The sequence below is a fragment of the Paenibacillus tuaregi genome (assembly GCF_900086655.1).
GTDB lineage: Bacteria > Bacillota > Bacilli > Paenibacillales > Paenibacillaceae > Fontibacillus > Fontibacillus tuaregi.
On sequence record NZ_LT575476.1, the window covers coordinates 3996342 to 4023221 of the forward strand.

22 protein-coding genes are annotated in these 26880 nt (G+C 48.8%); 5 read left to right on the forward strand and 17 right to left on the reverse strand.

The window, feature by feature from the left end; genetic code table 11:
- Positions 1-14: 14 nt before the first annotated feature.
- On the forward strand, positions 15-218 hold the full coding sequence (locus tag BN6628_RS17915) for a hypothetical protein (RefSeq protein WP_068619745.1): 204 nt from the start codon (positions 15-17) through the stop codon (positions 216-218).
- Between the two features lie 166 nt (positions 219-384).
- Here BN6628_RS17915 and BN6628_RS17920 read toward each other — a convergent pair whose 3' ends face one another.
- Positions 385-1293 (reverse strand): phosphotransferase family protein, encoded by a 909-nt coding sequence (locus BN6628_RS17920; protein ID WP_157692486.1) that lies wholly within the window; start codon positions 1291-1293, stop codon positions 385-387.
- 198 nt (positions 1294-1491) lie between these two features.
- Here BN6628_RS17920 and BN6628_RS17925 point away from each other — a divergent pair, with 198 nt between their 5' ends.
- The gene (locus BN6628_RS17925; protein ID WP_068619747.1) at positions 1492-2364 is read left to right on the forward strand and encodes an EcsC family protein; all 873 of its coding nucleotides are present in this window, start codon (positions 1492-1494) and stop codon (positions 2362-2364) included.
- Between the two features lie 101 nt (positions 2365-2465).
- Here BN6628_RS17925 and BN6628_RS17930 read toward each other — a convergent pair whose 3' ends face one another.
- From BN6628_RS17930 to BN6628_RS17990, 12 genes are all read right to left on the reverse strand, one after another.
- Positions 2466-3665 (reverse strand): efflux RND transporter periplasmic adaptor subunit, encoded by a 1200-nt coding sequence (locus BN6628_RS17930; protein ID WP_068619748.1) that lies wholly within the window; start codon positions 3663-3665, stop codon positions 2466-2468.
- A gap of 12 nt (positions 3666-3677) precedes the next feature.
- Positions 3678-6782, reverse strand: a complete 3105-nt coding sequence (locus BN6628_RS17935) for an efflux RND transporter permease subunit (RefSeq protein WP_089153562.1) — start codon at positions 6780-6782, stop codon at positions 3678-3680.
- Positions 6783-7218: 436 nt separating this feature from the next.
- A complete protein-coding gene (locus BN6628_RS17940) occupies positions 7219-9558 on the reverse strand; it encodes a glycoside hydrolase family 65 protein (protein WP_082926959.1) in 2340 nt (779 codons plus the stop codon).
- Between the two features lie 456 nt (positions 9559-10014).
- Positions 10015-11109 (reverse strand): carbohydrate ABC transporter permease, encoded by a 1095-nt coding sequence (locus BN6628_RS17945; RefSeq protein WP_068619749.1) that lies wholly within the window; start codon positions 11107-11109, stop codon positions 10015-10017.
- Positions 11110-12192: a carbohydrate ABC transporter permease gene (locus tag BN6628_RS17950; protein WP_068619750.1), complete on the reverse strand. Its 1083-nt coding sequence runs from the start codon at positions 12190-12192 to the stop codon at positions 11110-11112. It abuts the gene before it with no gap.
- Between the two features lie 150 nt (positions 12193-12342).
- Positions 12343-13743: an ABC transporter substrate-binding protein gene (locus BN6628_RS17955; RefSeq protein WP_374706262.1), complete on the reverse strand. Its 1401-nt coding sequence runs from the start codon at positions 13741-13743 to the stop codon at positions 12343-12345.
- 389 nt (positions 13744-14132) lie between these two features.
- Complete coding sequence (locus BN6628_RS17960) at positions 14133-15140, reverse strand: LacI family DNA-binding transcriptional regulator (RefSeq protein ID WP_235847663.1); 1008 nt, start codon at positions 15138-15140, stop codon at positions 14133-14135.
- A gap of 196 nt (positions 15141-15336) precedes the next feature.
- On the reverse strand, positions 15337-15570 hold the full coding sequence (locus tag BN6628_RS17965) for an excalibur calcium-binding domain-containing protein (RefSeq protein WP_068619752.1): 234 nt from the start codon (positions 15568-15570) through the stop codon (positions 15337-15339).
- A gap of 338 nt (positions 15571-15908) precedes the next feature.
- The gene (locus tag BN6628_RS17975) at positions 15909-16439 is read right to left on the reverse strand and encodes a DoxX family protein (protein ID WP_068619754.1); all 531 of its coding nucleotides are present in this window, start codon (positions 16437-16439) and stop codon (positions 15909-15911) included.
- A 207-nt stretch (positions 16440-16646) separates the two neighbouring features.
- A complete protein-coding gene (mobA, locus tag BN6628_RS17980; RefSeq protein ID WP_068619755.1) occupies positions 16647-17273 on the reverse strand; it encodes a molybdenum cofactor guanylyltransferase in 627 nt (208 codons plus the stop codon).
- A 139-nt stretch (positions 17274-17412) separates the two neighbouring features.
- Positions 17413-17823: a nucleoside-diphosphate kinase gene (gene ndk / locus BN6628_RS17985; RefSeq protein ID WP_068619756.1), complete on the reverse strand. Its 411-nt coding sequence runs from the start codon at positions 17821-17823 to the stop codon at positions 17413-17415.
- 66 nt (positions 17824-17889) lie between these two features.
- Complete coding sequence (locus tag BN6628_RS17990) at positions 17890-18969, reverse strand: acyltransferase family protein (protein WP_068619757.1); 1080 nt, start codon at positions 18967-18969, stop codon at positions 17890-17892.
- A 264-nt stretch (positions 18970-19233) separates the two neighbouring features.
- On the opposite strand from BN6628_RS17990, the gene BN6628_RS17995 reads away from it, so the two are divergent.
- Together BN6628_RS17995 and BN6628_RS18000 are read left to right on the forward strand one after the other, a co-directional pair.
- Positions 19234-19971 (forward strand): Crp/Fnr family transcriptional regulator, encoded by a 738-nt coding sequence (locus BN6628_RS17995; RefSeq protein ID WP_068619758.1) that lies wholly within the window; start codon positions 19234-19236, stop codon positions 19969-19971.
- 207 nt (positions 19972-20178) lie between these two features.
- Entirely contained in the window at positions 20179-20934 is a 756-nt protein-coding gene (locus BN6628_RS18000; protein ID WP_082926961.1) for a YqjF family protein, read from the forward strand.
- A 180-nt stretch (positions 20935-21114) separates the two neighbouring features.
- On the opposite strand, the gene BN6628_RS18005 is transcribed toward BN6628_RS18000, so the two are convergent.
- From BN6628_RS18005 to BN6628_RS18015, 3 genes are all read right to left on the reverse strand, one after another.
- A complete protein-coding gene (locus BN6628_RS18005) occupies positions 21115-21606 on the reverse strand; it encodes a VOC family protein (protein ID WP_068619759.1) in 492 nt (163 codons plus the stop codon).
- A 223-nt stretch (positions 21607-21829) separates the two neighbouring features.
- Complete coding sequence (locus BN6628_RS18010) at positions 21830-23410, reverse strand: oleate hydratase (RefSeq protein WP_068619760.1); 1581 nt, start codon at positions 23408-23410, stop codon at positions 21830-21832.
- Between the two features lie 133 nt (positions 23411-23543).
- On the reverse strand, positions 23544-24113 hold the full coding sequence (locus tag BN6628_RS18015; protein WP_068619761.1) for a TetR/AcrR family transcriptional regulator: 570 nt from the start codon (positions 24111-24113) through the stop codon (positions 23544-23546).
- A 305-nt stretch (positions 24114-24418) separates the two neighbouring features.
- Between BN6628_RS18015 and BN6628_RS18020 the strand changes: the two genes are divergently transcribed.
- Positions 24419-25675 (forward strand): MFS transporter, encoded by a 1257-nt coding sequence (locus BN6628_RS18020; protein WP_068619762.1) that lies wholly within the window; start codon positions 24419-24421, stop codon positions 25673-25675.
- 73 nt (positions 25676-25748) lie between these two features.
- Here the strand turns inward: BN6628_RS18020 and BN6628_RS18025 are convergent, their stop codons facing one another.
- On the reverse strand, positions 25749-26780 hold the full coding sequence (locus tag BN6628_RS18025; RefSeq protein ID WP_068619763.1) for a right-handed parallel beta-helix repeat-containing protein: 1032 nt from the start codon (positions 26778-26780) through the stop codon (positions 25749-25751).
- Between the last annotated feature and the right edge of the window lie 100 nt (positions 26781-26880).

Here is a 26880-nt window from a genome sequence, read left to right on the forward strand (position 1 = left end):
AAGGAGCTATCCTTATGAATTTCTTGAGTCTGGCTAAAGGCTTTGTGGGTAAAGAGGTAGAGGTACTAACCCCCAATGATTTGGTCGCTGGTACCCTGCTCTCGGTTGGAGATACCACGCTTGTGCTTAAGGTACCCCCAATTATATATGGACCCCAGACCGACACTGCATTGATCCCGCTGCAAGCTGTTGAATTTATTCGGGTTGTGGCTTCATAAAAAATCAGCAAGAAGGCCGTCCCAATAAGCAAGCGGGCTTACCACAGAGTGGACGGATTTTTGCAAAAAAGTAAACAAAGCGCCAATTCAAGGGGTTATCCTTGGATTGGCGCTTTGCTATTTTGATCTACTACAGACAGGCTTCTTCAGAAGATCCGCTTATTATTTAGAAGCGTGTAACCAGCTGCTCGAATCCTGTTTTGAAATTTTCATACGTCCAGGCAATATGTTTCTGATCCGTATACTTTCTGAATTCACATTCAATAACCAGAATCAAGTCCAGGTACAAGTTATACAATAATCTTCTGCGCTGCTCTCCCTCCGTTGTGATCGAACGTCCATATCCCCGCTCAAACGCTGGAGATGCACCAAAACGGCCAAAAAAGAATTCAATAAACGGATCTCCCCAGAAGGCTCTCTCAAAATCAATGATTCCCGATACTTTACCATCTTGAATAAAAACATTTCCTTCCCATAAATCCCAATGCACCAGATACGGCACCTTTACTTCGTCCAACGCATCAAAGTGACGGAGCATCTGACGTCTGATCTCCCCATAGGATTCGGGAAATACCACTCCGATCTCTTCCCCATCTGCCAATACACCTTCAATCATGGAGTGAAAAACTTCTTTCCAGGTCATCCTGCCCCTCTCCGGTCTTCCTAACAGGCCGAAGGTTTCCCCTTGAATCGTATTAATCCGCTTATTATAGACACCAATCTCTTCTTGAACAGCAGCCAACTCCTCTTCAGACAGAGAAGCTTTTATTTTATTCAAGGGTGTGCCCTGGATATATTCCATTATAAAATATTCACAAGGAACCAGACTGCACGAGGGGTCATAGCTGAGAACCCGGGGGACCGGAACATTGGCAGACTTCGCTACAAGTCTTAAGGCTTCGACTTCTGTTCTCATGTTATTCTGTTCACAGCGCATCAGCGGCTTGTCTTTCGCCGGAGCAACCTTCAGCACAAGCGGGGTTCCATCAGATAGGACTATGGAGTAAGCCGTATTTGCCCAGCCATCAGCAAGTTCGGTCACTGACTTGATCGGTTGGCCCACAATCGATTTCAATTCTGTGCTCGTTAATTTGCTTTTATTCAAGCTATCCAAATTAATCACTCGATTCAAATAGATTTTTACTTCATTACAAGTTTCTTCTATATCACAGCACACACTGAAAGTGTTTTCAAGTAGAAAATTAACACGTATTCTCCTGGAACCTGGCCCCAGGTTCATTCGTATACGCCTATAAAAGGAGTGGTTAATTTCATGCCGGACACACCTGCATTTGAACAAGTCCCTGAATCTCATGAGGAATTACAGCTGATGCTGAAGGATATAGAGTCGTGGGAGAAGAGCCAGAAAGACCTGTGGTTCTGGGAGAAGCTCGGCCGCCTTCCCTTCATGCTTCTCGACCGTTTAACCCCCAAATTTATACAGAAAAATCTTGGCCAAGCCATTGATGAGATTGGCAGCTTCGTTCAGACCGGAGGGCAATATCTGGTATCAGAGAATGCCGTGCTTGCCAAGCTCTACAGTACCGCAGAGACAGCCGGAAAGCTCCCGGCAGATTCAGCTTTAAGATCAAACCAGCCCCTAACCTTGGAATCCGCCCGCTCCCTGCCCATCGCTGTCATGGACAAGACCGCGGAGGAGCTGACTGAGAGCCGGGCCACCTTTGCCACCGCACAGGGAGCGACTACCGGTTTTGGCGGATTGTTCACACTTGCCATCGACATTCCCGCTATTCTCGGTTTATCGCTTAAGATGATCCAGGAAATTGCCATTACATATGGCTATGATCCCAAGGAAAAGCTGGAGCGGGCTTTTGTCATCAAATGCCTGCAGTTCTCCTCAGCCGATATTGTTGGGAAAAAGGCTGTGCTTGAGGATCTCACAAGCTTCGATAATCCGGACCGCCAGCGTGAATCTCTCTCTCAGCTTCAGGGCTGGCGGGAAGTTGTCGCTTCATACCGCGACAACTTCGGATGGAAGAAGCTGTTCCAGCTTGTTCCGGTTGCAGGCGCGGTATTCGGCGCTATCATTAACCGGGGCACACTGCAGGATGTGGCGGAAGCAGCCACCATGCTGTACCGGAAACGCCGCATTCTTGAACGAATGCGGCAGCTTGACCTCTCTTAACAAAGCCCGGGATTTCCCGGGCTTTCCTTACGTGTTATATAAAATAAACTTATGAAGGTTACCCTTTTGGGGCGCTCCGCTTCTTCACTTTGCTGTATCATTTATTTTTTCTGCAAAGTAACCTTATCCCCGTCTTTAAGCATGTGCTGTCCGGAGATGACAAGCTTCTCTCCAACCGCGGCTCCTTTCAGCACCTCCTGATAGATATCCTGAATTCGACCTAGAGTGATTTTGCGTTTATGAACGATCTCCCCCTCTAATATTAAGATATACGCATCTGTTCCTTCTCTGACAATGCTTGATGACGGGACAGAGACCGATTGTTCCTCTTCTTCAGTGGTCAGCTGCACCTGTACCCGTGAACCCGGGGTGAAGAAGCCATCCTGATTATCGGCTGTTAACTGCAAGGTGTACAGGCGGGTAGTTGAGCTTGGTACCTTAGCAATATAATCGACCTTAATCCGGCGAGCCTCGGACGGCTTGTCGGCATAATAAAGGGACAGCACCTTTTTGCCTCTGACCAGTCCCGCTGCTTCCTCGCTGAGCTCCGCCTTGATGGACATCCGCTTCGTGTCCAGAATCGTACCGATCTTCGTTCCGGGAGAGACTGCTGTCCCTGGAACGAGCTCAAGCTCGGCCAGCGTGCCGCTGGAGGGAGCCTTGATGCTATAAGTGGCTAGGGTTTCCTTTGCCTGTTCCAAAGAAACCCGGGCGTTCTGAAGCTGAGATTCCGCCGCAGGCACCGAGCTTTTGGAAGCCAAATACGTAAGCTGCTGCTTGGATGACTCCAAACTATCCTTCGCTGTATTGTACAAGTCCTCATTGTTGGCCCTTGCAGCTTCTTTAAGCTGTCTTTCGTAAGTGGCAATCGTCCTCTCGAGCTGGGCCTTGCTGGAGGCCAGCTCCGACCTAGCCGTCTGGAGCGCTCTCTCAGCACTCTTCACCGCCGCCTCCGCTGAACTAACCGACACGGCCGCCGCACCGGGATAGATACGGGCAATGACCTCTCCCTTGGATACCGTGCTTCCATTGCTCTTCAGAATTTCGGTCACAGCGCCGGCTGCTTGGGCTACAAGCCCCACCTGTACAGCCGCATTCACATCCGCTACCTGCTCCCTAGGCGGTCCCATGGAATGCTTCCCAATGGGCTCTACCTTCACCATTCGCTCCGCTGTCGCCGCCGGAGTCGAGGCGGGTTCCGGAGAAGAGCAGCCAGCGGCCACGGCAGTTACTGCAAGCACCAAACATGCGGCCGCGATAACCCGCTTGAGTTTTATTTTTCTGTTCATGGTTTCATTCATTCCGCTCTCCCCCTACATTTCCAGGCTTTTCTCTTCTTGTGTATCACGGCCGCCTTTCTTGCCAAACCCTCGGGACAACCTCTTCCTAGCTGAATCAAGCAGCTCATAAATAACCGGCACAACTACTAGTGTCAGGATCGTTGAGGTGGTAAGTCCGCCAATAACCACAACCGCCAGCCCTTTGGATATCAATGTTCCATGAGACAATCCGAGCGCCAGCGGAATCATAGCTACGATAGTAGCTGCAGCAGTCATAATAATTGGACGAAGACGGACTCTTCCGGCTTCAAGCAGGGCTTTCCTCACGGCATAACCTTCCTGCATTAACTGCTGGGCCCTGTCCAAAAGAACGATCGCATTGGTAACCACGATTCCGATCAGCATCATAAATCCGATCAGTGAAGTGATATTGATCGCTTCATTAGAAATGAGCAGCCCCAGTAGTCCACCAATAACCGCCAGAGGTAGGGAGAACAGGATAGCGAACGGAGTACTCGCATTACCAAAACACAGCACCATAATGAGATACACGATAGCAATAGCCGCCCCCATGGACGCAAACAGCTGGCTAAAGTTCTTTGCAATCTCCTCGGTTACCCCTTCTGCGCTGGCAGACACTCCTTCGGGCAGCTCGATACCTGCCAAAGCCTCAGTAACCTTGGAACTAATGGAGGCTTTATCTGCGGAATCAATCGTTGCCGTAATGCTGACCACCTGTTTTTGTTTTTCACGTTGAAGAGAGATCGGCGAGGCCACCTTTTCAATCTTGGCCACCTCACTTAGATATACGATCCCTCCTGAAGAGGTGCGCAGCGGGATTTTGCCCAGCTGTTCCAGCGAATCCTTATCCCTGGAAGCAAGCTGAATCTGGGCTGTATACAGAACATTATCAAAACGGATGGACCCGAGCTCCGTCTGCTCAATCCAGCTCCTGACTGTATTTTGTATGGCCGATGTGCTGAGGCCGAATTTCTTGGCTTTGGTCTGCGATACCGTGGCTACAACCTGGGTTTTGGCATCCCCCAGTGTATCTTTAACGTTCTTAAGCTCGGGGAATTCCTTTACCTTGGCTTTAACCAAGGCCGCGGCTTGCTCCAGCAGCCGCTGGTTATCTCCTGTCAGAACATAAGAGAAGTCTGTCCCAAAGCCGCCACCTCCGCCGGACAGCGTATCCGGAGTCACCTCCGTACCCTTTGGCAGCTCATTGAGGATCAGCGTTTTATACTGCTCTTTAATCGTCTCCGGTTTAGCGTTATCGTTCACCTCGGTATTAATCTGAACCATATACGGCAGCTGTTTGTCTGTTCCCCCGTAACCTACAAGCGATTCAGTAAAGTTGAAAACCGGGCTCCCCTGTTCATCCTTCGCCTGCTTGAGCAGATTCTCTATCTGCTTCGTTTGGGCATCCGCACTCTCCAATGAGGTGTTATATGGCAGCTTGATCGTGAAACTGATCTGACGTCCGGCTTCGCCATCGGAAATATTATTTACAGCCAGATTAGGGATGGTCACAAACAGAGTTACGATAAAAGCAATGGCCGACAACAGCAATGTCTTAACCCGGTGATTCAGACACCAGGACAGAACTCTTTCGTAAAAAGCGGCTGTCTTGCCGGTCTTCTCTTCATGATGAGAGCCCAAGTTAACCCCCCGCAGCACCATCAGCTTGGCCATTAGCGGAATAACGGTCAGTGCCACAAGCAGCGAGGCCATCAAGGCACAGGCCACGGTCAACGCAAACGGCCTGAAGAACTCTCCGATCAGACCACTGACAAAGGCAATCGGCAGGAACACCCCTACCGTAACCAGGGTTGATGAAGTAATGGCCATAGAAACCTGGCTTACCGCCTGCAAGAGGACGGATTCATTCCTTTCTTTTGCTTTTTGTAAATTGGTATAAATGTTCTCGATGACTACAATACTATCGTCCACAATCCGTCCAACAGAGATGAAGATGCCCCCAAGCGACATAATATTCAGCGTTAAACCAAGGTAATGCATCATCATGAACGTAATGAGAATAGATAACGGGATAGACACCAATACAATTGCCGTCATCCTTAGATTTCTAAGGAACAGCAGAATAATGACGGAAGCCAGGATGACCCCAATGATCCCCTCCCGCAATAGTCCGCTAATGGAATCCCGCACCTCATCAGCACTGTCGTACACCTTCTTGAACAAAATATCCGGGTGAGCCTGCTCCCACTTGTCAAGAAGCGCATTGGTCTCATCCGAGAACTCCACCGCATTGGCGGTTCTTGCTTTATACAGATTGATTCCTATTGCCGGCTTGCCGTTGATCCGTGAGATGAACTCAGATTCGGTCACAGCCTTAATCTCGGCAATATCCTTGAGCATCAGAGATTGGCCTTGGGCTGACATTAGCTCTAGATGGTTCATATTGTAGATGCTGTTCAGCTCCCCGGTAACCCGGACCATCTGGGTATTCCCGTCCAGCTTGACAGCCCCAACTGTGCCGGATGCAAGTGAAGCTTGAACGATAGCCGTCACGTCCGCAGGCACAAGCCCATAGGCGTTCAGAGCATCCGCTTTAAGCTCAATATCGAGCGAGGTCTTTCTGGCCCCGATCGTATCGATATGATCAACTCCCTTGATGGAAGCGAACCCGGGCCTCAGCTCGGTTTTGTACAAATTATCCAGGTCTGTCTGGGTCATTCCCTTATCCGCATATACAGCAAGATAATACGCCGGAATAGACGCGAATCCCAAGGTGGAGACGATGGGTCTTGAAGCCTCCATGGGCAGAGGAACTGACTGGATGAGACTCTCAATGTCCTGTTTCTTCTTGTCGATGTCAACCCCTTGTGTGAAACGGATCATAACCTGCGAGCCGGAATCACTTGAAGTGGAGCTAAGCAGTTCTATGCCTTCAATATTGGCAATCTTGTCCTCAATCGGTTTGGACACCTGGCTCATCACATCTTCCGGTGACGCGGAATATGCCGTAGACACAGCTACAAGTGGAAAAGATACATCCGGCATATTCTCAAGCTTAAGAGACCCCGCTGAATAAAAGCCAGCGCCGAACAAGATGGCGATCATAATCATCATAGCCGCAGTTTTATTCATGGAGAATCGTATAATGCCTTTCAAGCAGTTACCTCCTTTGGCTCGGTGTTTATCCCTTAATAGGCCAATGTTAACCTGGATTTGTAAACTGAATATCTCCTGAACCTTACGATATCCTTACCTTTAGCTTAACCGCGGCTAAACTGTCTAAGTTTCCTTTCTATATAAAAATGAACTTATGAAAGCTACCCTACCTTTTCGGGCGCTGCGATGCCGGGTGTTCTTACGACCACTATTGTCTCCGAAATGCTTGAACTAGATATCAGTGGGGCATTTCGGAGACAAAGGCGGACGCTCCGCTTCTTCAGAATCACTCGGGATCGAAGCTGAGATCGGTTAAGTCTAAAGTTCATTTTATAAAATCAAAAAAACGGCAGGCCCTTTTCCCGGGACCTGCCGTTCATATTTACATCTTCAGTTCAAAATGGAAATTTTATAATTTCGGGTCATTAACCTATTTCTATGCTCTAACGGGTTGATTCAGGCGCAAAATAATATCCTGCCCCTTATGCCGGATCGTGATCGAATCCCCCTCGAGCAGAGTATACTGAACTCCTGACCGGTTCACATCAATATCGATAAGCTGTCCATGACTCATGATTTTAAAGCGGTAGCCCTCCCACTGCTCAGGCAAAACCGGATTGAAATTCAGGCATCCCTCATACAGTCGCATTCCTCCGAACCCGTTCACAATAGACATCCACGATCCGGCCATGGCGGCCGTATGGAGTCCGTCCTTCACATTCTTATTAATATCATCCAGATCCATGCGGACGGTACGGTCGAAGTAGGAATAAGCACTCTGAAGATCTCCGATCTCCGCGGCCACAATGCTGTGAATACATGGGGACAAGGAAGAATCATGCGTGGTCAGCGGCTCATAATAATTGTAGTTGCGGACCTTCTCTTCCAGGGTGAACTTGTCTCCAAGCAGGAACAAAGCCAGGACCAGATCGGCCTGCTTCAGTACCTGATGACGATAGATCACAAGCGGGTGGAAATTGAGCAGTAGCGGGTATTTTTCCGACGGTGTATTCTCAAAATCCCACTTTTCCTTACTTAGAAACGTATCGTCTTGGGCATAAATGCCGAGCTCCTCATCATAAGGAACAAACATCTTATCCGCAGCTTCCCGCCACCCCTTAACTTCATCTTCAGTAAGGTTGATGCGGCTGCAGAGCTGGGAGTATGCTTCCGGGTATTCGTTTCTTAGCTGCTCCGCCGTCTGATGAGCATAGATCAGCTGGTCTTTAACCATTAAGTTCGTGTAGGCGTTGTTATTAACAATAGCCGTATACTCATCCGGCCCGGTCACCGCATCGATGCAGAAGGCGCCTTCCTTGGCCGGATTGTAATGACCTAGATCCACCCAGAAGCGGGAGGTCTCAAACAGGATCTCGGCCCCCTTGCTAACCAGGAACTCCGTATCCCCTGTGGCCATCACATACTGCTTAATGCCATATGCAATGTCCGCATTGATATGGGCCTGTGCGGTTCCCGCCGGGAAGTAGGCAGAATTCTCTTCCCCGTCAATCGTCCGCCAAGGATAGAGCGCCCCCTTCTGGGACATGATGGCTGCACGTTCCCGCGCTTTATCTAGCGTGGCATAGCGGAACTCCAGCAGAGCCCGGCTGATCTCCGGCTGGGTATAGGTGAAGAAGGGAAGCATGTACATTTCGGTATCCCAGAAATAATGCCCCTCGTACCCTTCCCCAGTAAGTCCCTTGGCTCCTATGTTGGTAACCCCGTCACGTCCAACCGACTGAAGCAGCTGAAACGCATTGAACCGGATGCCCTGCTGGAGCGCTGGGTCCCCCTTAATTTCCACATCCGCCCTGCTCCAGAATCTGTCCAGGAACTTCTGCTGTTCCTGCAGCAAACCTTCGAACCCGGTCTCGGCAGCTTGTCCGAGAACCTGCCCGGTTCTGCCTTGCAGCTCCTCCTCCACATAGTCTTTGGAAGTATGATAAGAAATATATTTGGTCAGTGATGCATGATCGCCCTTAAGCAGGGGAACCGCATATTCTACCGTAATTCGCTCGTCTTCCATTTTCTCTGCAAGCTCATATCCCGCTTCCGCAGCGAACTGGTGGCTCATTGCAGTGACAAGGGCGAACCGGGTATGCCGGGTCCGCTGCTTCATGTAGGCGAATTGTTCCGAATGGTTCATCTCTTCGAGAATCAGACTGGGCTCCGCCGCTCCCGCTCCGAGCCTTGGATCGTCCGTGGTCTCCTGCTTGGCGATCTTCCCGTCAATAGCCGAGACGAAGGCAACGGTACCTCCGAAATTGACCGCCGTAACCTCATAGTGAATGGCGGCCAAATGTTTATGCTTCAATGAAGCAAGCCTCCGAATCTTGATTCTTACCCGGTGGCCCGCCGGGGATTCCCAGTCCACTTCTCTAAGAAGAACCCCCATCTTCATATTGAGCTCGCGGCTGTATCCATGGATAGTTCCGCTGTTCAGATGGAATAACTCCCCTTCCACCCGCAGCTGAATAATCTGGGCATTTGATACATTGAGCATGGCCTGATTCCGGGAAGGATACCCGTAAGCCCCTTCCGGGTACACGATCGGTTCGGAGTCGTAGAACCCGTTCAAATAATTGCCTGTAACCGATCTTCCAACTATCCCGTGAAATCCTTCTTCAAAATTACCACGCATCCCGATGTAGCCATTGCCTATGGCAAATACACTTTCGCTGCGCTGATTGTTCTGATCGTCGTAAGCCTTCTCTCCCAAGGACCAATCCTCGTAAGGATAGAGCGGTTCCGGGTGTTCGTATGGTTTCATCTTCATCTCGTAGTCCCTCCTCGTTATCTCTGTCTCTATAATCCATATAAATTGAACAATTAATTATGCGGAGAAAGCATCCGGGTGAAATGTTCTTTAAGACCGCTGTTGTTCGCGGATTTCTTGATCTATATAAAATGGACATATGAAAATTACCCTATTCGGGGCGCTGCGATGCCGAGTGTTCTTACGACCGCTGTTGTCTCCGAAATGCTTGAACTAGATATCCAAGTAGAGGCATTTCGGAGACAAAGGCGGACGCTCCGCTTCTTCAGACTCACTCGGGATCGAAGCTGAGAGCGGTTTATTCTAAAGTTCATTCTATATAATGAATTTCATACGGTAGAAATCCGTTCGCCAAGGCGAACGCTCCGCTTCTCTAGAATCATTTCACCCTGTGCCTGCCCCCTGATCTTGTTATACATCAACTTTCTAAAGAACTATATTAACTAATGGAACCTGTTAGCCTTTGACCGAACCACCCATCAATCCTCTGACGAAATACTTCTGCAGCAGGAAGAAGATCGCCAGCGGCATCAGCATGGAGATAAATGCGGCTGAGGTGAGCAGGTGCCAGTCGTTTCCTCTGGAGCCTACGAGATCTGCAATCTTCATGGACATGACCTGAACGTTCGGCTGGTTGCCGATGAAGATCAGGGACACCAGATAATCGTTCCATACCCATAGGAACTGGAAGATGCCGATCGAGGCCAGTGCGGGCACCGACAGCGGCAGAATCAGTCTGCTGAAAATCGTAAAGTGGCTTGCTCCATCCATAAACGCCGACTCAAACAAATCTTTAGGCAGCTGGCTGATGAAATTGTACATAAAGTAAGTAACCAGCGGCAGACCAAATGCCGTATGAGCTAGCCAGATGCCTAGATAGCTGCCGTTCAGTCCGAGCGAAGTATAATCCTTGAGCACCGGAATCAGCGCTACCTGGATCGGAATAACCAGCATCGCAATGATGATTACAAACATTGTCTTACGTCCTGGGAAACGCAGCCAAGCGAAGGCGTATGCCGCAAAAGAAGCGATCAGCACCGGAATTACCGTAGCCGGAACAGCAATCGTCAGCGTATTCCAGAAAGCTTGGGATAAGCCGGTCCCTTTCTCTGTCGTCGCACTGCCATCCGCATTTTTGAGCGTGTATTCTTTACCCGAGATTACATTTTTGTAGTTATCCAGGGTCAGATCGGTGCTGGTAACCCATCCCTGCTTCTCTACACTGATGGTGCGGGCCCGGCGGTTCTCCCATTTCAGGCGGCTTCCATCCACCTCAACTCCAGCTTTGAGCTGCTCATCAGTGTACGTCTTACCGTTAACCTCAATCGGACCACGAAGATCCACGTCCTTCGGCAGCTTGATGGTCTCTCCAGCCGCTTTCCATTCCTGGTGGGGAAATACATTCCACCATCCGGTCTGAAGAATGTCCGCTGCAGGCCGGAAGGACGAGATAAGCAGCCCTAGCGTAGGGAGCAGCCAGATCAGGCAAATGACCCCAAGTATAATATTAACGACGGTTTTACCGCCTTTTCTTTTTTTCTTCAAGGCCATTTAGAATCCCCCCTGCTTGCGGAACTGGCGCAGATTAATAATGATGACCGGCAGGACAGCAATCAGGAGAACGATCGCAAGTGTGGAGCCATAACCGAAGTTACGGTACATGAAGAACTGCCGGTAGAACTGGGTAGCGACTACCTCTGTATCGTATTGACCTCCCGTCATCACCATGACGACGTCAAAAATTTTCAATGTGAAGACGATAATCGTTGTTGTCACCGTCAGAATCGTTGTTGAAATGTATGGGATCATGATGCTGAAGAAAATTTTGATCTCCCCCGCACCGTCCACTCGTGCCGCTTCCAGGATATCTTCAGGTACCCCTTTGATGGCTGCCGAGAAAATAACCATGGCAAATCCTGTTTGCATCCAAATCAGAATAATAATCAGGAAAAAGTTGTTCCAAGGCTGAAGCATACTGGCCCATGCTTGAGGTTCTCCCCCAAGAGCCACAACAATCGCATTGAGCAGTCCGATCTGCTGGTCACCAGGCTGATAATAGTACACGAATTTCCAGATAACTCCTGCAGCCACAAAGGAAATGGCCATCGGCATGAAAATGATCGATTTGGCTATCTTTTCATAACTGCTCCGATCGGCAAGAATCGCAATCAAGAGCCCGAAAGCCACACAGGCTAGAGTACCCACGAATACCCACAAAAGGTTGTTGCGGAGGGCCGTTGCCATGAGATGGTCACTGAAGATTGCAATATAGTTGCCAAGTCCGACGAACTTGTCAGAAGAAGCGTTAAAAAAGCTTAAATAAAGGGTCCGCAGTGCGGGAAGAACAAGCAGCCAGCCCAAGATGATGACCGCAGGCCCAATAAAAATATACGGCAGAAACCTTTTGCGGATATGTTCCGGGAACTGCTCAACCGCCCAGCTCAGGGTATAGTAAATAAGATAGACACCCAGAACACCCCACAGCACCGCAAGCACCGCCGTAAGCAGCGGATTCAGTGTTGAATCGCGGAAAAACATAAAAATCAGGCCATTGATTACGATATTGGCCAGCAGTACGCCAAGGAATAACAATATCGCCCTCATGCTGACTCTTTGCTTAGCTTGTGCTTCCATAATTGATCCTCCTATTAGTTTTGCGGAGCAAAACTCACTTCGTAAGCTAAAGAAAAGACAAAGAGGGGCTGAACCCTGTCTCCGCCAAGCGCCCCTCTTTGTCTTTGTGTTCATCCCTTATCCGCCCTCTAGCTTGGACTTCAAAGTTAATTAGTTGTTCCAGCCTGACTGAATCTGCTTAAGGGCATTATCCAGAGTGGCGGTTCCGCTCACATAGTCGGTCATCCCTTTCCAGAATGTACCCGCACCGACTTTACCCGGCATCAAGTCAGATCCATCGAAACGCAGGGTAGTTGCATCCTGAACAAGTTTCGCCATACGACGATCAGATTCAGACTGGTACCAGTCAAGGGAAGCGTCATTCATCGGCGCAATTACACCACCAGATTGTACCCAGGTTTTGATAGATTCGCCTGTTGTAAAGAACTGCATAACCGCACGTACTTCAGGACGGTCATTGAACATCGCGTAAATGTCGCCGGCAACCAGTACCGGTTTGCCATATTTCTCATCAATCGGTGGCAGATAGAACCAGTCGTAGTCTTGATCAACTTTCGCTGTTTCAGGGAAGAAGCTGGTAATAAAGTTACCCATCAGGTTAAACCAAGCCTTCGGCGGGTTGTCGAACATTGGCTTTGGAGCATCCCCGAATGCAGTAGTGACAATAGACTTCGTTCCACCATATACATAATCTTTGTTCATCCAAATTTTGGACATCACCTCAACGGCATGCTTCACTTCAGGAGAAGTGAATGGCAGCTCGCCTTTTACCCATTTGTCATAATTCTCAGGTGTAGTAGTGCGGAGCATGATGTTTTCGATCCAGTCTGTTGCCGGCCAGCCTGTAGCAGCACCGCTCTCGATGCCAATCGTCCAGGCAGGGTCACCGTCTTTGGCAATTTGCTCGGTCAGAGCCATCATTTCGTCCCAAGTCTGAGGTACCTTGTATCCGGCTTCTTCAAATTGTTTCTTCGGGTACCACACCAAGCTCTTCACGTTGCTGCGGTTCCAGATTCCTGCCATAATTTTGCCGTCTTTGCCGTCCATCATGGACATATCCAGCCAGCTCTTATTGTAGTTTTGCTTCATCTTATCCTGATCAAGCACCTTGGTCAGGTCAACCACTTTGCCGGTCTTGGCAATGGATGCCAGCAGGCCCGGCTGCGGGAAGTCCGCAATGTCCGGCGCACTGCCGCCGTCTACACGGATATTAATAGTAGCTTCGAACTCCTTGGAGCCTTCATACTGGATATCGATCCCTGTTTTGTCCTCGAAATCCTTAATGCTGCTTTCAAATTTCTTCTGGTCCGCGTCCACGAATGGTCCGAACATGGTTACTTTTGTTCCTTTATACTCGCCTTTAAGCGCCTTATCCAGCTCAGAACCTGCCGCTGCGGTCGTAGTCTGGTTCGTGTTGTTATTGTTCGTATTGCCGCTGGGTGCCGCAGAATCTGTCGGGCCGCCGCCGCTGCCGCAGGCGCTTAGCATCATGGTTAAGGATAGGCACGCTACCATAAGCAGCGACATTTTTGTTTTTGCTGTCTTCTTCATTTTTGCATACATCCCCTTTTAGTTATTTAGTAGAGACTAGCAGGTACTGCGTCCATTTGGTTGATGGTTGAACTAAAGATAGATCCATGCTGCTTAAACCTGCTGTTTCGGCCGTGAATCAAGCCGTCTTCAGTTCAATCAGTCGGGTCCGAACAGGCTTCTAGCGGGATCACCTCCTTGCAAAGCTTTTCAAAAGTCACTGACTACCTAATCTTAAACAAGAGCTGAATATTGTTCTCATAAATATAGCGCTTTCATTTTGGTTATCCAGGTATTTTACTTTTTTTTCTGAACCTATAAATTGTACTTGTGAGTAACCGTCTTTATGACTATTTCATAAGCAGCTTGCTTCAACACGAATTTGAAAAGCTTTTCGAACTGCCGGAAAGCTATCTCTCCCGTGATGATTCCCTTACTATCAGCTTGTGGTCCATTCTCTCTCTCAGCACCTGAACCGTACCTGTAGTGACCAGCTCATGCAGCTTCTCTGCGGCTCTGTATCCCAGATCATAGATCGGCTGTGCAATCGTTGTAAGCTTAGGGACGAACATGCTCGCCATCCGAAGATTATCAAATCCGACAACAGATACCTGCCCGGGTACAAGAATATTGCGGTCCTTCAGATAAGAAATCGTTCCCATTGCGAATTCATCAGCTACACAGAATACCGCCGTCAATTCGGGATAATCAGTGAACAACTCATGTGTAGCCTGATACGCGTGCTCAAAGCGGTGAGAGGCAAATTTGATCTTCGGCGTGTTATTCTCAAGCCCAAATTCCTTCATTGCTCTTACAAACCCGTGGTACCTGGGTGGTCCCGATATAGAGTCTGTCAAATTGAATCCTATCATGCCAATTTCCTTATGGCCGAGCTCAATCAGAAACTTCACCGCATCATAGGCCGCCAGCTCATCATCAACTTCAACACATGGAATGTCGAACTCGTCAGAGTGGGAAGACACCAGTACAAAGGGAATCCTGCAGGCAACAAGCTTCTCGTAATATTCTGGATAGAGCGCGTCACTCGCAAAAACAATTCCATCGACCTGCTTCTCATGGAAAGTATCGATATAAGATATCAATCTTTCCTTGTCGCGGTCTGTGTTACAAATCATTAGACTATATCCAAGCTTGATGCAGGCATCCTGCATCCCTCGGATCACACCGGCAAAGTACAGGTTCTCAATGTCTGGAATCAGCAGACCTAATGTAAAAGATTTCTTGTAAATCAGACCTCTCGCAAACGAATTCGGCTGGTATTGAAGCTTCTCAATCGCCTCCAACACCCGAATACGCTTACTTTCAGCAACCGATTCCGGCGCATTCATCACGCGGGAGACCGTGCTGATCGATACGTCCGCCATCTTGGCAACATCTCGAATTGTTGGTTTCATCATTTATAACCTTCTTTTTGAGAACCTTTTCAAAGTGATTATAGCAAGCTTTATTTCCTCTTGGCAAGAAGTTTTTTAAGCGCTTACAAAAATTAGTTGCAGGAGCACTCCCAAGGGCTGTTTCTAACCAAATCAACCCTTCCGCTGATAAAATATCTGGATGCCTGAGTGCCTGCCGAATCGTTATAAAGCGAGTGGTTTACTTCTCGCAAGCGATGCCGTCATTGTCGCGGTCAAGGGCTTTACGATAACCAGGGTCCCCCCGTTTGATATTATAGTAGCCCGCCTTCTTGGCAGCTGTACAATTTTTGAAATACACAGTTTTAGCTTTGGATTTGGCCGCCACAGCCTCCGGGGCATGTACTCCAAGCAGCACTGTGGCAGCCAGTGATAGGGCAGCTCCACTTAAAGCGAGCTTTGATTGAAATTTCATATATTTATTCCTCCTTATGTCTTTTTTATTAAATTTATCATTTCTCTACGTCTACCTAAAGGTAAATTCAGGAAAACGGGCGTCTATACCTTATCCAAAACAGGTGGCTTGGTCACGTATAACGTCAAATCGATGAAGCTCTTCCTTCAGCCGCACACGTTGATCGCCAGCCAGGAGCCTTCCAATGTTCCTGCTCTCTGGAAGCTGAAGCAGCTTACAGGAGACCCCCGTTTCTTTTCTATATTATAAAAAGTGCCGCAGCCCGGATTCATGGGCTGCGGCTCTCTTCGACGGTACCGATTCAATTATTATCTAAGCCAAGCAGCTGACCTGCCTGCTTATCTCTGAATAACATTACCCTTCGGCAGCTGACCTGCCTCCCGGTGAAACATTTTGCCAAATACTTTTCTTAGGTATGGAAGAACGAAGTAGTCTGCCCCGAATTTGCCTCCGTTAGCTCCTGCTACTACAATGAAGATCCCCAGCATAACCAGCCAAGGGTTCGTGCTTACGGTGCCGGCATATAAGAACATGAAGTTCATCAGCATTCCGAAGAATGCGGCGGTGGCGGTCAAGCATCCAAGAATCAACCCGAGTCCTACGAGGAACTCACCGAGTGGAATGAGAACGTTGAACAGTTTCGCATTCGGCAGTGCAAAGTGATTTAAGAAGGCTACGAAGTTCGGATATACTAAATCTCCTGTTTTCTCCATCACCGGTTTCGCAACTGCACCCTTCAAGAAGCCTGTAGCGTCAAATCCTCCGGTTAATTTATGCCATCCGGCTGTCATCCATTCCCAGCCGAGATAGACTCTAACAAGTAACAACAGAACCGCAGCAATCTTGTTTTCTCTTATCCATTTTACCATGTCTACCATCTCCCTGATCTTTATGTCTTAATTGTAAGGCCGGCAGGGGGCAGCAACTGTGACATAAATCACAGTTTTGTGATTTTTTTCACATTTATTTTCGCACATAATTTTTGCTCCCTGTTTATATGTATAACCCTGCTTCTAATGAATAATTAGTGGGGGGCTGCACAACTATGTCGGCAGGAACAGCCTCCCACTATGTTCCTAGATATTAGCCCCTCCGCCATCTGCTGCCGTGACCACTGGGGAGGACAATTCCGGAGCCGCCGTCCAAGTGTGGACGTCTTTAACAAAATCAAGTTCTATCCCCTTCTCTTCGAACCGGGCTTCCAGAACATCCATCCTCTGAATTCTTGGCAGAAGCGCTTGAACCCGCGTCTCCCCAAGTTCAATCAGCTTGCCGATCTTCCTTACACAAGCTTTGTCGTACACACCATGCAGAGGATAACTGCTTCCGGCTATAGTCGGAACCGCTGCCTCATAGCCCATCTGTTTGCACTCTAACAGCAGCATGGCTGCCGCTGCAGACAGAAACGGCATATCACTGCCCACAGCCCAAATATTAGGATGGGAGGATAAACTAAACCCCGCATGAAATCCACCCAGGGAGCCTTTGCCCTGATGGTAATCTGCAATAATCCGCGTTGACGGCTCAAGAACCCTTAAGAAAGGCCTTGGATCAGGGGTTACCACCATGACCTCATCACATACCTTTTTCATTTCCCTTACCTGGGCTTGTATTAACAATTCCCCTTGATAAGGGAGAAGAGCCGCCATTCGCCCGCCTGAAACCGGCTCAGAATTTCCTGCTAGTATAATGCCTGTAAGCATACGGTATGCCTCCTCCTTCAATATTTGGTAAAAATTGTGTTGTTCCTCATGGTGAAAAAAAGGCATAAATCCGGTGAAGCACGCATGGAATTATGCCGCTGGTTACTGCCTTATTCGGTTTCCTTATAAGTTAATCAGTCTATCTGGTACCAAAGAATAAAGCTATCTCCCGCTCAGCACTCTCATCACTATCCGACCCGTGAATGACATTCGCTTCCACTGATGTTCCGTAGTCCCCCCGGATTGTGCCTGGTCCAGCCTCTGCTGGATTGGTTGGACCAATCATATTTCTGGAGAGCTGTACGGCATTCTCCGCTTCCCACACCATAGCAAACACCGGCCCAGAAGTAATATAGTCCACAAGCTCTTGGAAGAATGGTTTGGCTTTGAGATGAACATAATGCTGCTCAGCCAAGGCACTATCCACATTCATTTGCTTGGCATCCACCAGCCGGAATCCTCTGTGTTCGAAGCGTCTCATAATGTCTCCAATTAATCCCCGGCGGGTACCGTCCGGTTTCACCATTACAAATGTTCTTGATACTGCCATAAATTCATCTCCTTCGGTAACATTCCTAATTGTAGTTTGACCCTTTCACTTGTTCAGTGCGGTTGGTCACAACTTCTTCAGCATCCGCGGACGATGCCGGCGAATCGTAAGCCGGTAGCCCAATCGGTACAAACTATCCAGCTCCGGCTCAATGAACCACTTGGTCATCTGTCTGGTCTGAGGCAACGACAGGGCAACCGTCATGATCAAAATTACAGCTGCCAGAATCACAACGTCTCCGGTATGCTGCACAAAATCATATAACCCCAAGCTAATTGCACTGCGGACGAACAGCCCGTGAAGAAGGAAGACGTATAATGTTCTTGATCCCAAGCTTGTCAGAATAGACTGTCTTCGCGGAATCAGCGCCAATACAGCAAGGCTTGCCCAGATCTGCAGCACATAACAGCCAAGACGAATCATTGCAGCGGCCGGACCAAAGCTGCCCATTTCGGCATAGGTGAATTTACCGTAAAGCCAGTCCGGTGTGCCATGCCACATTAGAGCAGGAACAGCAGCAAGCACAATCAGGGAAATCCCCGCTTGAATAATTCGCCCCTTACCGCTAATGAAGGCTAGCAGCTTGGCGGGATGAACAGCATATCCGGCTGCAAAGAACGGCAGGAACACAAACATCCGGGAGAAGCTGAGCCAGGACCCGTCAGTACCTAAGTACCCTGCGGCCACACCTAGACATAACGAAACGGCCACTGGATGTTTGATGCCAAGGGCACACATCAGCCGCACGAGGCAGCGCCACCCAATGTGAGCCACCAGGAACCACAGCATCAGATAAGGAATGAAGAAAGAGTGCTTCTGCCCAGGAACGTGAAAGAAAAGCACATCAAGAGATGAATACAAGGTCTGAAAAATAATATATTGAACGGCAATAGATACAATAACCTTAAGGCCACTCCGGCCAAGCAGCGTATTCCTCGAAAAGTACCCTGTAACATAAGCGAACAGCGGCATGTGGAAAATAAAAATCCAGGCATGCAGGCCCCCAAGCAGACCAAACCGTTCCATCACGGGTTCAATTCCTGTAGCAATAAATACAAGTGTGATCAACACAAACCTTAGATTCAGCATCCAAGTATCATAATTCACTTCCGGCTCATGGCCGCCCTGCTCTTGTTGACTGTGCATAGTATCAGGTCTCCGTTTCTCTCTTCCCGGAAGAATGCTGTATTTGTCTCTTCTTCCAAGTCTCCCACTACCCGGAGTGTAACAAATGACACTTTGCATATATATGACTCACGTCACAGCATGTAAAATATTCCCTAGACTGTGATGTATCTCATAGAAATCTCAGGGGATTTCCGCTTCAAAGATCAGAGAACTCCCGGATTACGTTTATACATAGAATAAGAGTAGAATAAATGTAACGGAAAACAAGGAGGCGTACGGAGGATGATCGAACAAAAAGATAAACTCAAAGCGCAAAGCGGCAGTAAACAGGACGGAGGCATCCAGCAATTTTTCTCACAAGAGAACCAGGACCTGCTGAGAGGCATTATGTATCCCAAGCACGTGGAAAAAGGCTCCAACCTGTTCTGGGAAGGCGACGCTGCGGATTATCTGTACTATGTTCACAAAGGACGCATCAAGGTCACCAAGTCGGCGGATGACGGCAAGGAATTCACCTTGTACATGCATCATAAAGACGACCTGATTGGCTATGGGGATGTGCTCTCTGAGTCCGTACACCTCCTTAGTGCTGTCGCAATTGAGGATTGTGATCTGGGGGTTATCCAGCGGAAGGACCTTGAAGTGCTGCTCTGGCAGCATGGTGATCTTGCAGTGGAATTCATGCGCTGGCAGGGTGCTACACACATGCTGACCCAGACCAAGATGCGCGATCTGCTTATGTTCGGTAAAACTGGAGCCTTGTGCTCTTTGCTGATCCGTCTGAACAATTCCTACGGCGAGCCATGGGGAGAACACCGCCGGATTACGATTAAAATCAACAACACCGAAATGTCCGACATGATCGGAGCTACCCGGGAAAGTGTCAACCGCATGCTCAGTGATATGAAGAAAGAGGGAATCATCGATCTTGTCGATGGCCACATCGTCATTCATGATCTGGAGTACCTCAGAAATGTGTGTCATTGCGACAATTGTCCGGCTCATATCTGCCGAGTATAGAATGAAGAATACAACAGCACCCCGGCCCGAAACGGCTGAGGTGCTGTTTTTGTTGTGTGCTTATCTGTTGAGTGCTACTTTTTGTTATGTTCTGCTGGGTTCATTTTTGCCAAGAGCCTTTGTAAATACAAGCGTTTTTTGATTCTTTATACTCATGCTGCAAACAGGGTAATAATAGTTACTCAACCCGAAGAAAGGAGATCTCGCATGAATCCCCATCAAATATTGCAGCATACCCGCCACCGCCCCGTCCCAATGCCCCGTGGTCCCTGGCTTATGCGGCAGACATGGAGGGACCTGCTCTTCACCCACTGGCCGGTGGATGAGCAGGAGATTGCCCCCTATATCCCTCAGGGTCTCATATTGGATAAATGGGAAGGCAGGCCTTGGGTCAGTGTGTCCCCTTTTCGCGTTGATCCTCTTCGCCTCAGAGGACTCCCTCCCATTCCGTTCGTTCATGAATTCCTAGAGGTTAACGTGCGAACTTATGTTGTTCACGATAACAAACCAGGAGTCCTGTTCCTCACCTTGGAGGCTTCTAGCAGGCTTGCCGTGGCCGGCGCCCGGATAGGTGCGCGCCTTCCCTATCACCATGCGGATATGCATTCCCGGGGTCAAGAGGATAATATGATTGAATATTCAAGCAGGAGAACACTTAAAAGCAACGAGGAAGCCTTGTTCCAAGGCATGTATAAGGCTGCCGAAACTTCCAGCTTCCATGCAAGTCCGGGAACTCTGACACATTGGCTGACCGAACGCTACTGTCTTTATACCAGCAGTCCCAAACATGAATTGTTCAGGGGCGACATCCATCATCTGCCTTGGCCGCTTTATCCGGCGGTATTAGATCTGCAGGCTAACACAATAATCCAGTCCTTCGGACTTCATCATGATCCCAAGCCCGCTCTTCAAACCTATACCCCCCGCCTGGATGTTCTGTTATGGCCGTTAAAAAAGGTATGAGCCCTCTTCAGCGGCACTAGGTCCACCAGGAACAAGTTCATAATGCAAATCAAAAATCCCCTTGGCATGCAGAGGGGATTTGGGTTTGCTCCTGTATATCATTTAAGCAGCGTTGTTTCCTAACCGGATCATGGTCACGCAGGAGCCAATGGCAATCGGTCAGTTTACGTCCCCCAGAATTCAGGCTTCCTGCATCCCGTCATTGCCCTCATAAGCTTGCTTCAACCGTTCAATATCAATTTTGCCCATTTGCAGCATCGCCTTCCTCACCCTTCCGGCTCTCTCTGCATCCTCGGCCTGCAGCAATTCTCCCAGTGCAGTAGGGATAATCTGCCAGGATAGACCGAACTTGTCCTTAAGCCAGCCGCATCGCTCCGTGCTTCCCCCTTCGGATAACCGTTCCCACAGCTGGTCAACCTCTTGCTGATCGATACAGTTCACAAATAGGGAAATAGCTGGGGTAAACGAGAAATGAGGCCCTCCGTTTAGCGCCATAAATGTCTGCCCTTCCAGTTGAAAGGTCGCCGATGCCAAGGCACCCTTAGGGCCTGGACCTTTCTCTCCATACCTCTGTACGTTGACGATCTTGGAATTTTTAAAAATCGAAGTATAAAACTGGATGGCTTCCTCCGCATTGTCGTTAAACCACAAAAAAGTATTGATTTTTTGCATGACCATTCATCCCCTTTACTGGTATATGTAAAATCATAACATAGCCCTGTCTCCCGATTTCTTCAGAATTGCTAAGTTTCCGGACCTGACCTTGGAAAAGCCTTTGTTTCTGGTGCATAAAAAAAGAACCTCGACCCATAATTTGCGATCAAGGTTCTTAATCTATACCGTACATCTTCTTTAACGCTTTTAAGAAACTTCAACTCTACCCGAGATGATGATTCTAGCGGAATGAAGTCACAAATCCTTGAAGCAATGTACGCACATCGTAGTGATAATGATGAATAGGCTCAACCGGTTTATTGATGCCGAGCAGCTTATAGACAGCCATTCTAGCTGCCCTTACCGAGTATTCTTCTGTAAATACGACATCGTCCGGGATTTCGCAGAACTGGCTGATGAAAGCCAGATTCGTGGAGCCTGCCGGAACAACCTCTGGACGGTCTGTAATCTCTCTTGGCATGAATTGGGCCGTAATAAACGGCATCATGCACGGAATACAGTTGGCCGTAGCGATAATGGCATCCATATCCTTTTCGAATTTCAGATGATGGAGCAGCTCGGTCAGAATCTCTTCCCCCGTACACTCGGCCATCGGCTTCTTCACATAGTCGCCCACCCGGTCAGGGAACAACCCGTAGCCCCAGAACACCTTCACATGCTCAGGCTGATTTCTGAAGTGTGGTTGATGTGCAAGCACAATGGACATCAGCCAGCTTGAATCTTTGAAGGTAACCAGTGCCCCGCTGCCTGCTTTATTACGGGAGAAGGCCTCCATCAGATCAAAGAACCGGGAATCCTGACAAGTGACAGTGAAGGACTCCCATTTCGACCCTTCAATATGATCATCGAAGGACGACGGATTACCGAGTCCGGGCTTCTTGGCAGCGATTCTCTCCCAGAGCTTCCAGGAGCTTCCCTTGCCATTAAGCTCAGGCGCCGAAGTCATGGAACCGAGACTGGAGCTCTCAGTCATGGAACCGTTCGTCACGATAACCAGGTCGCCATCCGCAATGTCCACGACCATTTCCGCTCCGGCTTTTACGATATGCATCCGGGTTACGGTGATGCCTTCACCTTCCTTGAAATCCAAATCGGTTACTGTACACTTCATATCAAAATCAACGCCGAATCCTTCCAGATATTTATGCAATGGGAGAATAATCGAATCATATTGGTTGTAAGGTGTGCGCGTAACCCCTTCAAGCGTGTGAATCCGCGGGAACTCGTGCATGAAGCGGATCATGTATCTTTTTAATTCCACGGCACTATGCCAAGGCTGGAAGGCAAAAGTGGTTGCCCACATATACCAGAAATTCGTCTCGAAAAAGTGCGGGTCAAACCAATCGTTGATGCGGGCCTTGCCCATTTTGGCTTCCGGAGTCATGATCAGCTTCAGCATGGCCATCCGGTCCGCCATATCAAATCCCATGGACGTCACGTCCTCAACCTGTCCATCCTTATTGACAAGCCGGGCATTGGAATGTGTCGGATGCGCTGTATCAAAGGCAATGATCTCCTCGCGTACCGACAGACCCGGATGCTCCAGCGATGGTATGGAACTCAGCAGATTCCAAGTGTTCTCATACGTCTCATCGTTCAGCATCCGGCCTCCCCGGATCACATATCCTTCATTTCCGTTACCGGCCCCATCATTGCTGCCGCCGAGAATTTTCATTTCTTCTATGATATGAATCTGCTCTCCCGGGAAACCGCAATCTCTGACCAGAAAAGCCGCCCCCGCCAGAGAAGCTATCCCGCCGCCTACAAAGTACACCTGTCTGCCCCTGTAATCTGCTGTCATATCCGTCGCCTCCAAAAAGAAATGTTGATCTGAACACCTCTAATGTAGAACTTTTTGGCGGAGGTTAACATCTGCAATGCAGAGCAGGTGTATAGATTTTGGACATTTTCATCAAATTGTATAAAACAAGGGATCAGCTGCGCTTATGCTCATAACGGTCCAGCGCCCGTTCGAAATTCCCTTCAACCAGCCTGCTAAGCCGTCCTATGATGTCTGAGGGATTCTCCCGCATGCCGCCTTGCATCCATTGAATCACAAGCCCGGTGAATGCGAGCGTGTAGAAATTGGCGATAAAGAGTTTATCCTGTTCAGGAACCTGCCTGCCAGAGGAGACCTCATTGACCACTCCAAGAATCAGCGGATTCGTCATGGTGTACAGATAGCTGTCGAGATGGTTCCTCCCCAGAGAGTTCAGTGTATTCAGACACACGGCTTTGTTCTCTTCAATGTAGGTAAATATCGTATGCAGTCCATGTGTCCAGGTATGATAGCTGCGTTCCTGGGCGATAGCGTCTACCGCCTCAGTCTGATAGATCCAGCCAAGAAGCTCATATATATCTTGAAAGTGATAGTAGAATGTCTGCCTGTTCAAATAGCATTCTTCCGTAAGGTCCTTCACGCTGATTTTATTCAGCGGGACTTCCTGCATCAACCGTTTTAGCGAGGCGGCCAGCGCCTTTTTGGTCAGTAATGAACTGGACAAAAGATCACCTTCCATACAGTTATTCGGAATCTATTTATTATAGGCGGGCCTGCCGGTTCCTGCAATTGAACCCGTTACGGAACAAATGAGTCTAAACTTAACCTTCAAGAATCTGCTGCCGGCTCATGAAATATAAATATACAGTGAAAATTCCTCCATAATCGCTGGGTTTAATAAATCCAAAAAGCAGGAAATCGGTCCCTGGGAGGAGAAAGGTTCATTCTAACGTGCCTTATGGAATAACGGTAGTCCCTGTATTCTTGTACTCAGAAGTATAGCCATGTTAACGAAAGGGTGATCTAGGTATGAAAGCGAATACACCTGCTTCAGGCCTGTCCTTGTTCAGCAACCGGTTCGTGCAAGTAATTATGGTATCCACGCTGTTCCTGCAGATCGGCATCTGGGTCCGAAACATCGCAATTTTGCTGTATGTCAAAGAAATGACCCATGATAATGCCTTCGCGGTTTCACTCATTTCTGTCGCCGAATATGCACCGATCTTCATCTTCTCCTTCATCGGAGGAACGTTCGCAGACCGCTGGAGGCCCAAACGAACGATGGTCTGGTGTGACCTGCTAAGTGCATTGTCCATACTTGCCGTGCTGTTCGTGATGGAGAATGGTTCCTGGAAGGTGGTCTTCTTCGTCACCTTGGTGTCAGCCATACTATCCCAGTTCTCCCAGCCCTCTGGTCTTAAATTGTTCAAGCAGCATGTGCCCGAACAACTGGTGCAGCAGGGGATGTCTATTTATCAGACGATGTTTGCCGTGTTTATGATATTTGGCCCTATCGTTGGTACGTTCGTGTTCCAGAGCTATGGCATTGAGACAGCCATCGGCGTGATGGGCGTAGCATTCATCCTGTCAGCCTGTACGCTTACATTCCTGCCTAAGGACCAACAGGAAGACAGTACGAAGAATGAGTCCCGGGTATTGGAGGATCTCAAGAAAGGGTTCGGATATGTGGGAGCAAGCACTATTCTGCGGAAGCTTGGCGGCGTGATGATGGCAGCGGGTCTGGGTCTCGGTCTGATTCAGCCTATGGGGATTTTCCTGATTACAGAGCAGCTAGGGAAGCCAGCGGAATATCTGCAGTGGTTCCTTCTGGTTAATGGGGTCGCAATGATTATCGGGGGCGTGTTCGCCCTCACCTTATCCGGTAAGCTGTCCGCACAGAAGCTCCTGGCGATAGGATTGCTCGGAAGCAGCCTTGCCATGATCGGTATGGGGCTATCCACAAACTACTGGCTCTCACTAGGTCTCCAGTTCATAGCCGGGCTTGTATTCCCATCTATTAACACCGGGGTAAATACTCTGATCATGAAAAATACCGAGGAGTCATTCATCGGCCGGGTTAACGGCATTCTCACACCGATGTTCATGGGCTCCATGGTAGTGACCATGACGCTGTCGGGTGTGATTAAAGAAACGATCTCGCTTATGCCTCTTTATCTCGTTGGGGGTGCCATTATGCTTGCGGGCATTCTAATCATTGCGCCGCTGTTCAAGCTGGGAAACCAACAAGTGCAGGAAGGATCTCTTGGTCTGAAACCTGCTGAATAAAAGAATATGTATTTGGTGTAATGAGAACGGATGAGGGATTCCTGAATCAAGGGTCCCCCCATCCGTCATGTTCTTATTGGGCGCTTACGTTGCCTCTATACATATTGCCTGCCGGATTCCTTGTATTGCCCGCTGCGGAGGCAGACGAGTTGCTGTAGGCCCCAATGACATAAGTATCCGGGTTCGTAAGATACAAGGTATTGTTGAGAAATTGATTATTGATCCCCCAACCGCTAACAATCTCATGAAGCTGGAAAGCATCTACAATAACATTGTTATTATTTTGATAACCCTTGTTATTTCTTATGACCGCCTGGTTGCCCTTCACATCGATGAAACTGTCGGCATAATTGGCTCCGCTGATTCCAACTCCGTTAAACGTACAATTCTCCACCAGCGTTCCAATCGTTCTCTCCTTGATGTCGATATGCTCTGCTGTAATATTCGGACCAAACTTCACATTCCGGATGGTATTATAATGAGTGTTCTGATTATAACCGCCTCCTTCAGCCGACCCGACATACACCCCTTCACCATATCCTGCTCCTGTTTTGCCGGTATCATGGATGTAAGAATCCTCAATGGTGCTGTAAGAGCTCCCGTCACGGAAATGAACGGCCTCAAACCCGGTATTGTATACCTCTACCCCTTTAATCAGGGAATGGCTTGAGTTATCAAGCAGAATTCCTTTCTGTGCGTTAGTAAACTTCAAATCCCGGATCACCCAATAGTCACCACGGATTCTCAGACTATACCCTGAACCTACTGCATAACCAGACAGAACAGCGGGCTGGGACGGGTCCTGGCTGGTGATCGTAATTGGCGCCCCTGCAGTTCCTTTCAGATCAGAAGAAAAGCTTCCCGTATAAGTACCTGGCGACAGAGTGATGCTTTGGCCGGGAGCCGCATTCTTCAGCGCCTTCTGAAGACAGGAAGTAGTTGAGCATAGAATCGCGGATTCCGCCGATTTCGCAGCTTCTCCGTTTACGGACCTGTCCGGCTCAGCATGAGCCCCGGTAATAAACATCGTGCTCAAGGCCATCAGCGATAGGAACCCGCCAACCCTTCTTTTACCTCCCGCAGACCAAAGCTTAACTGCTCTCATTGTAATCTTTCGCCTCCTTTAATTGATCTCACCAAATTCAGCCACCCCCTGCCACGGTGACTCTTGATGATTACGCCGCTGGACGGCGGCCTATGACAAC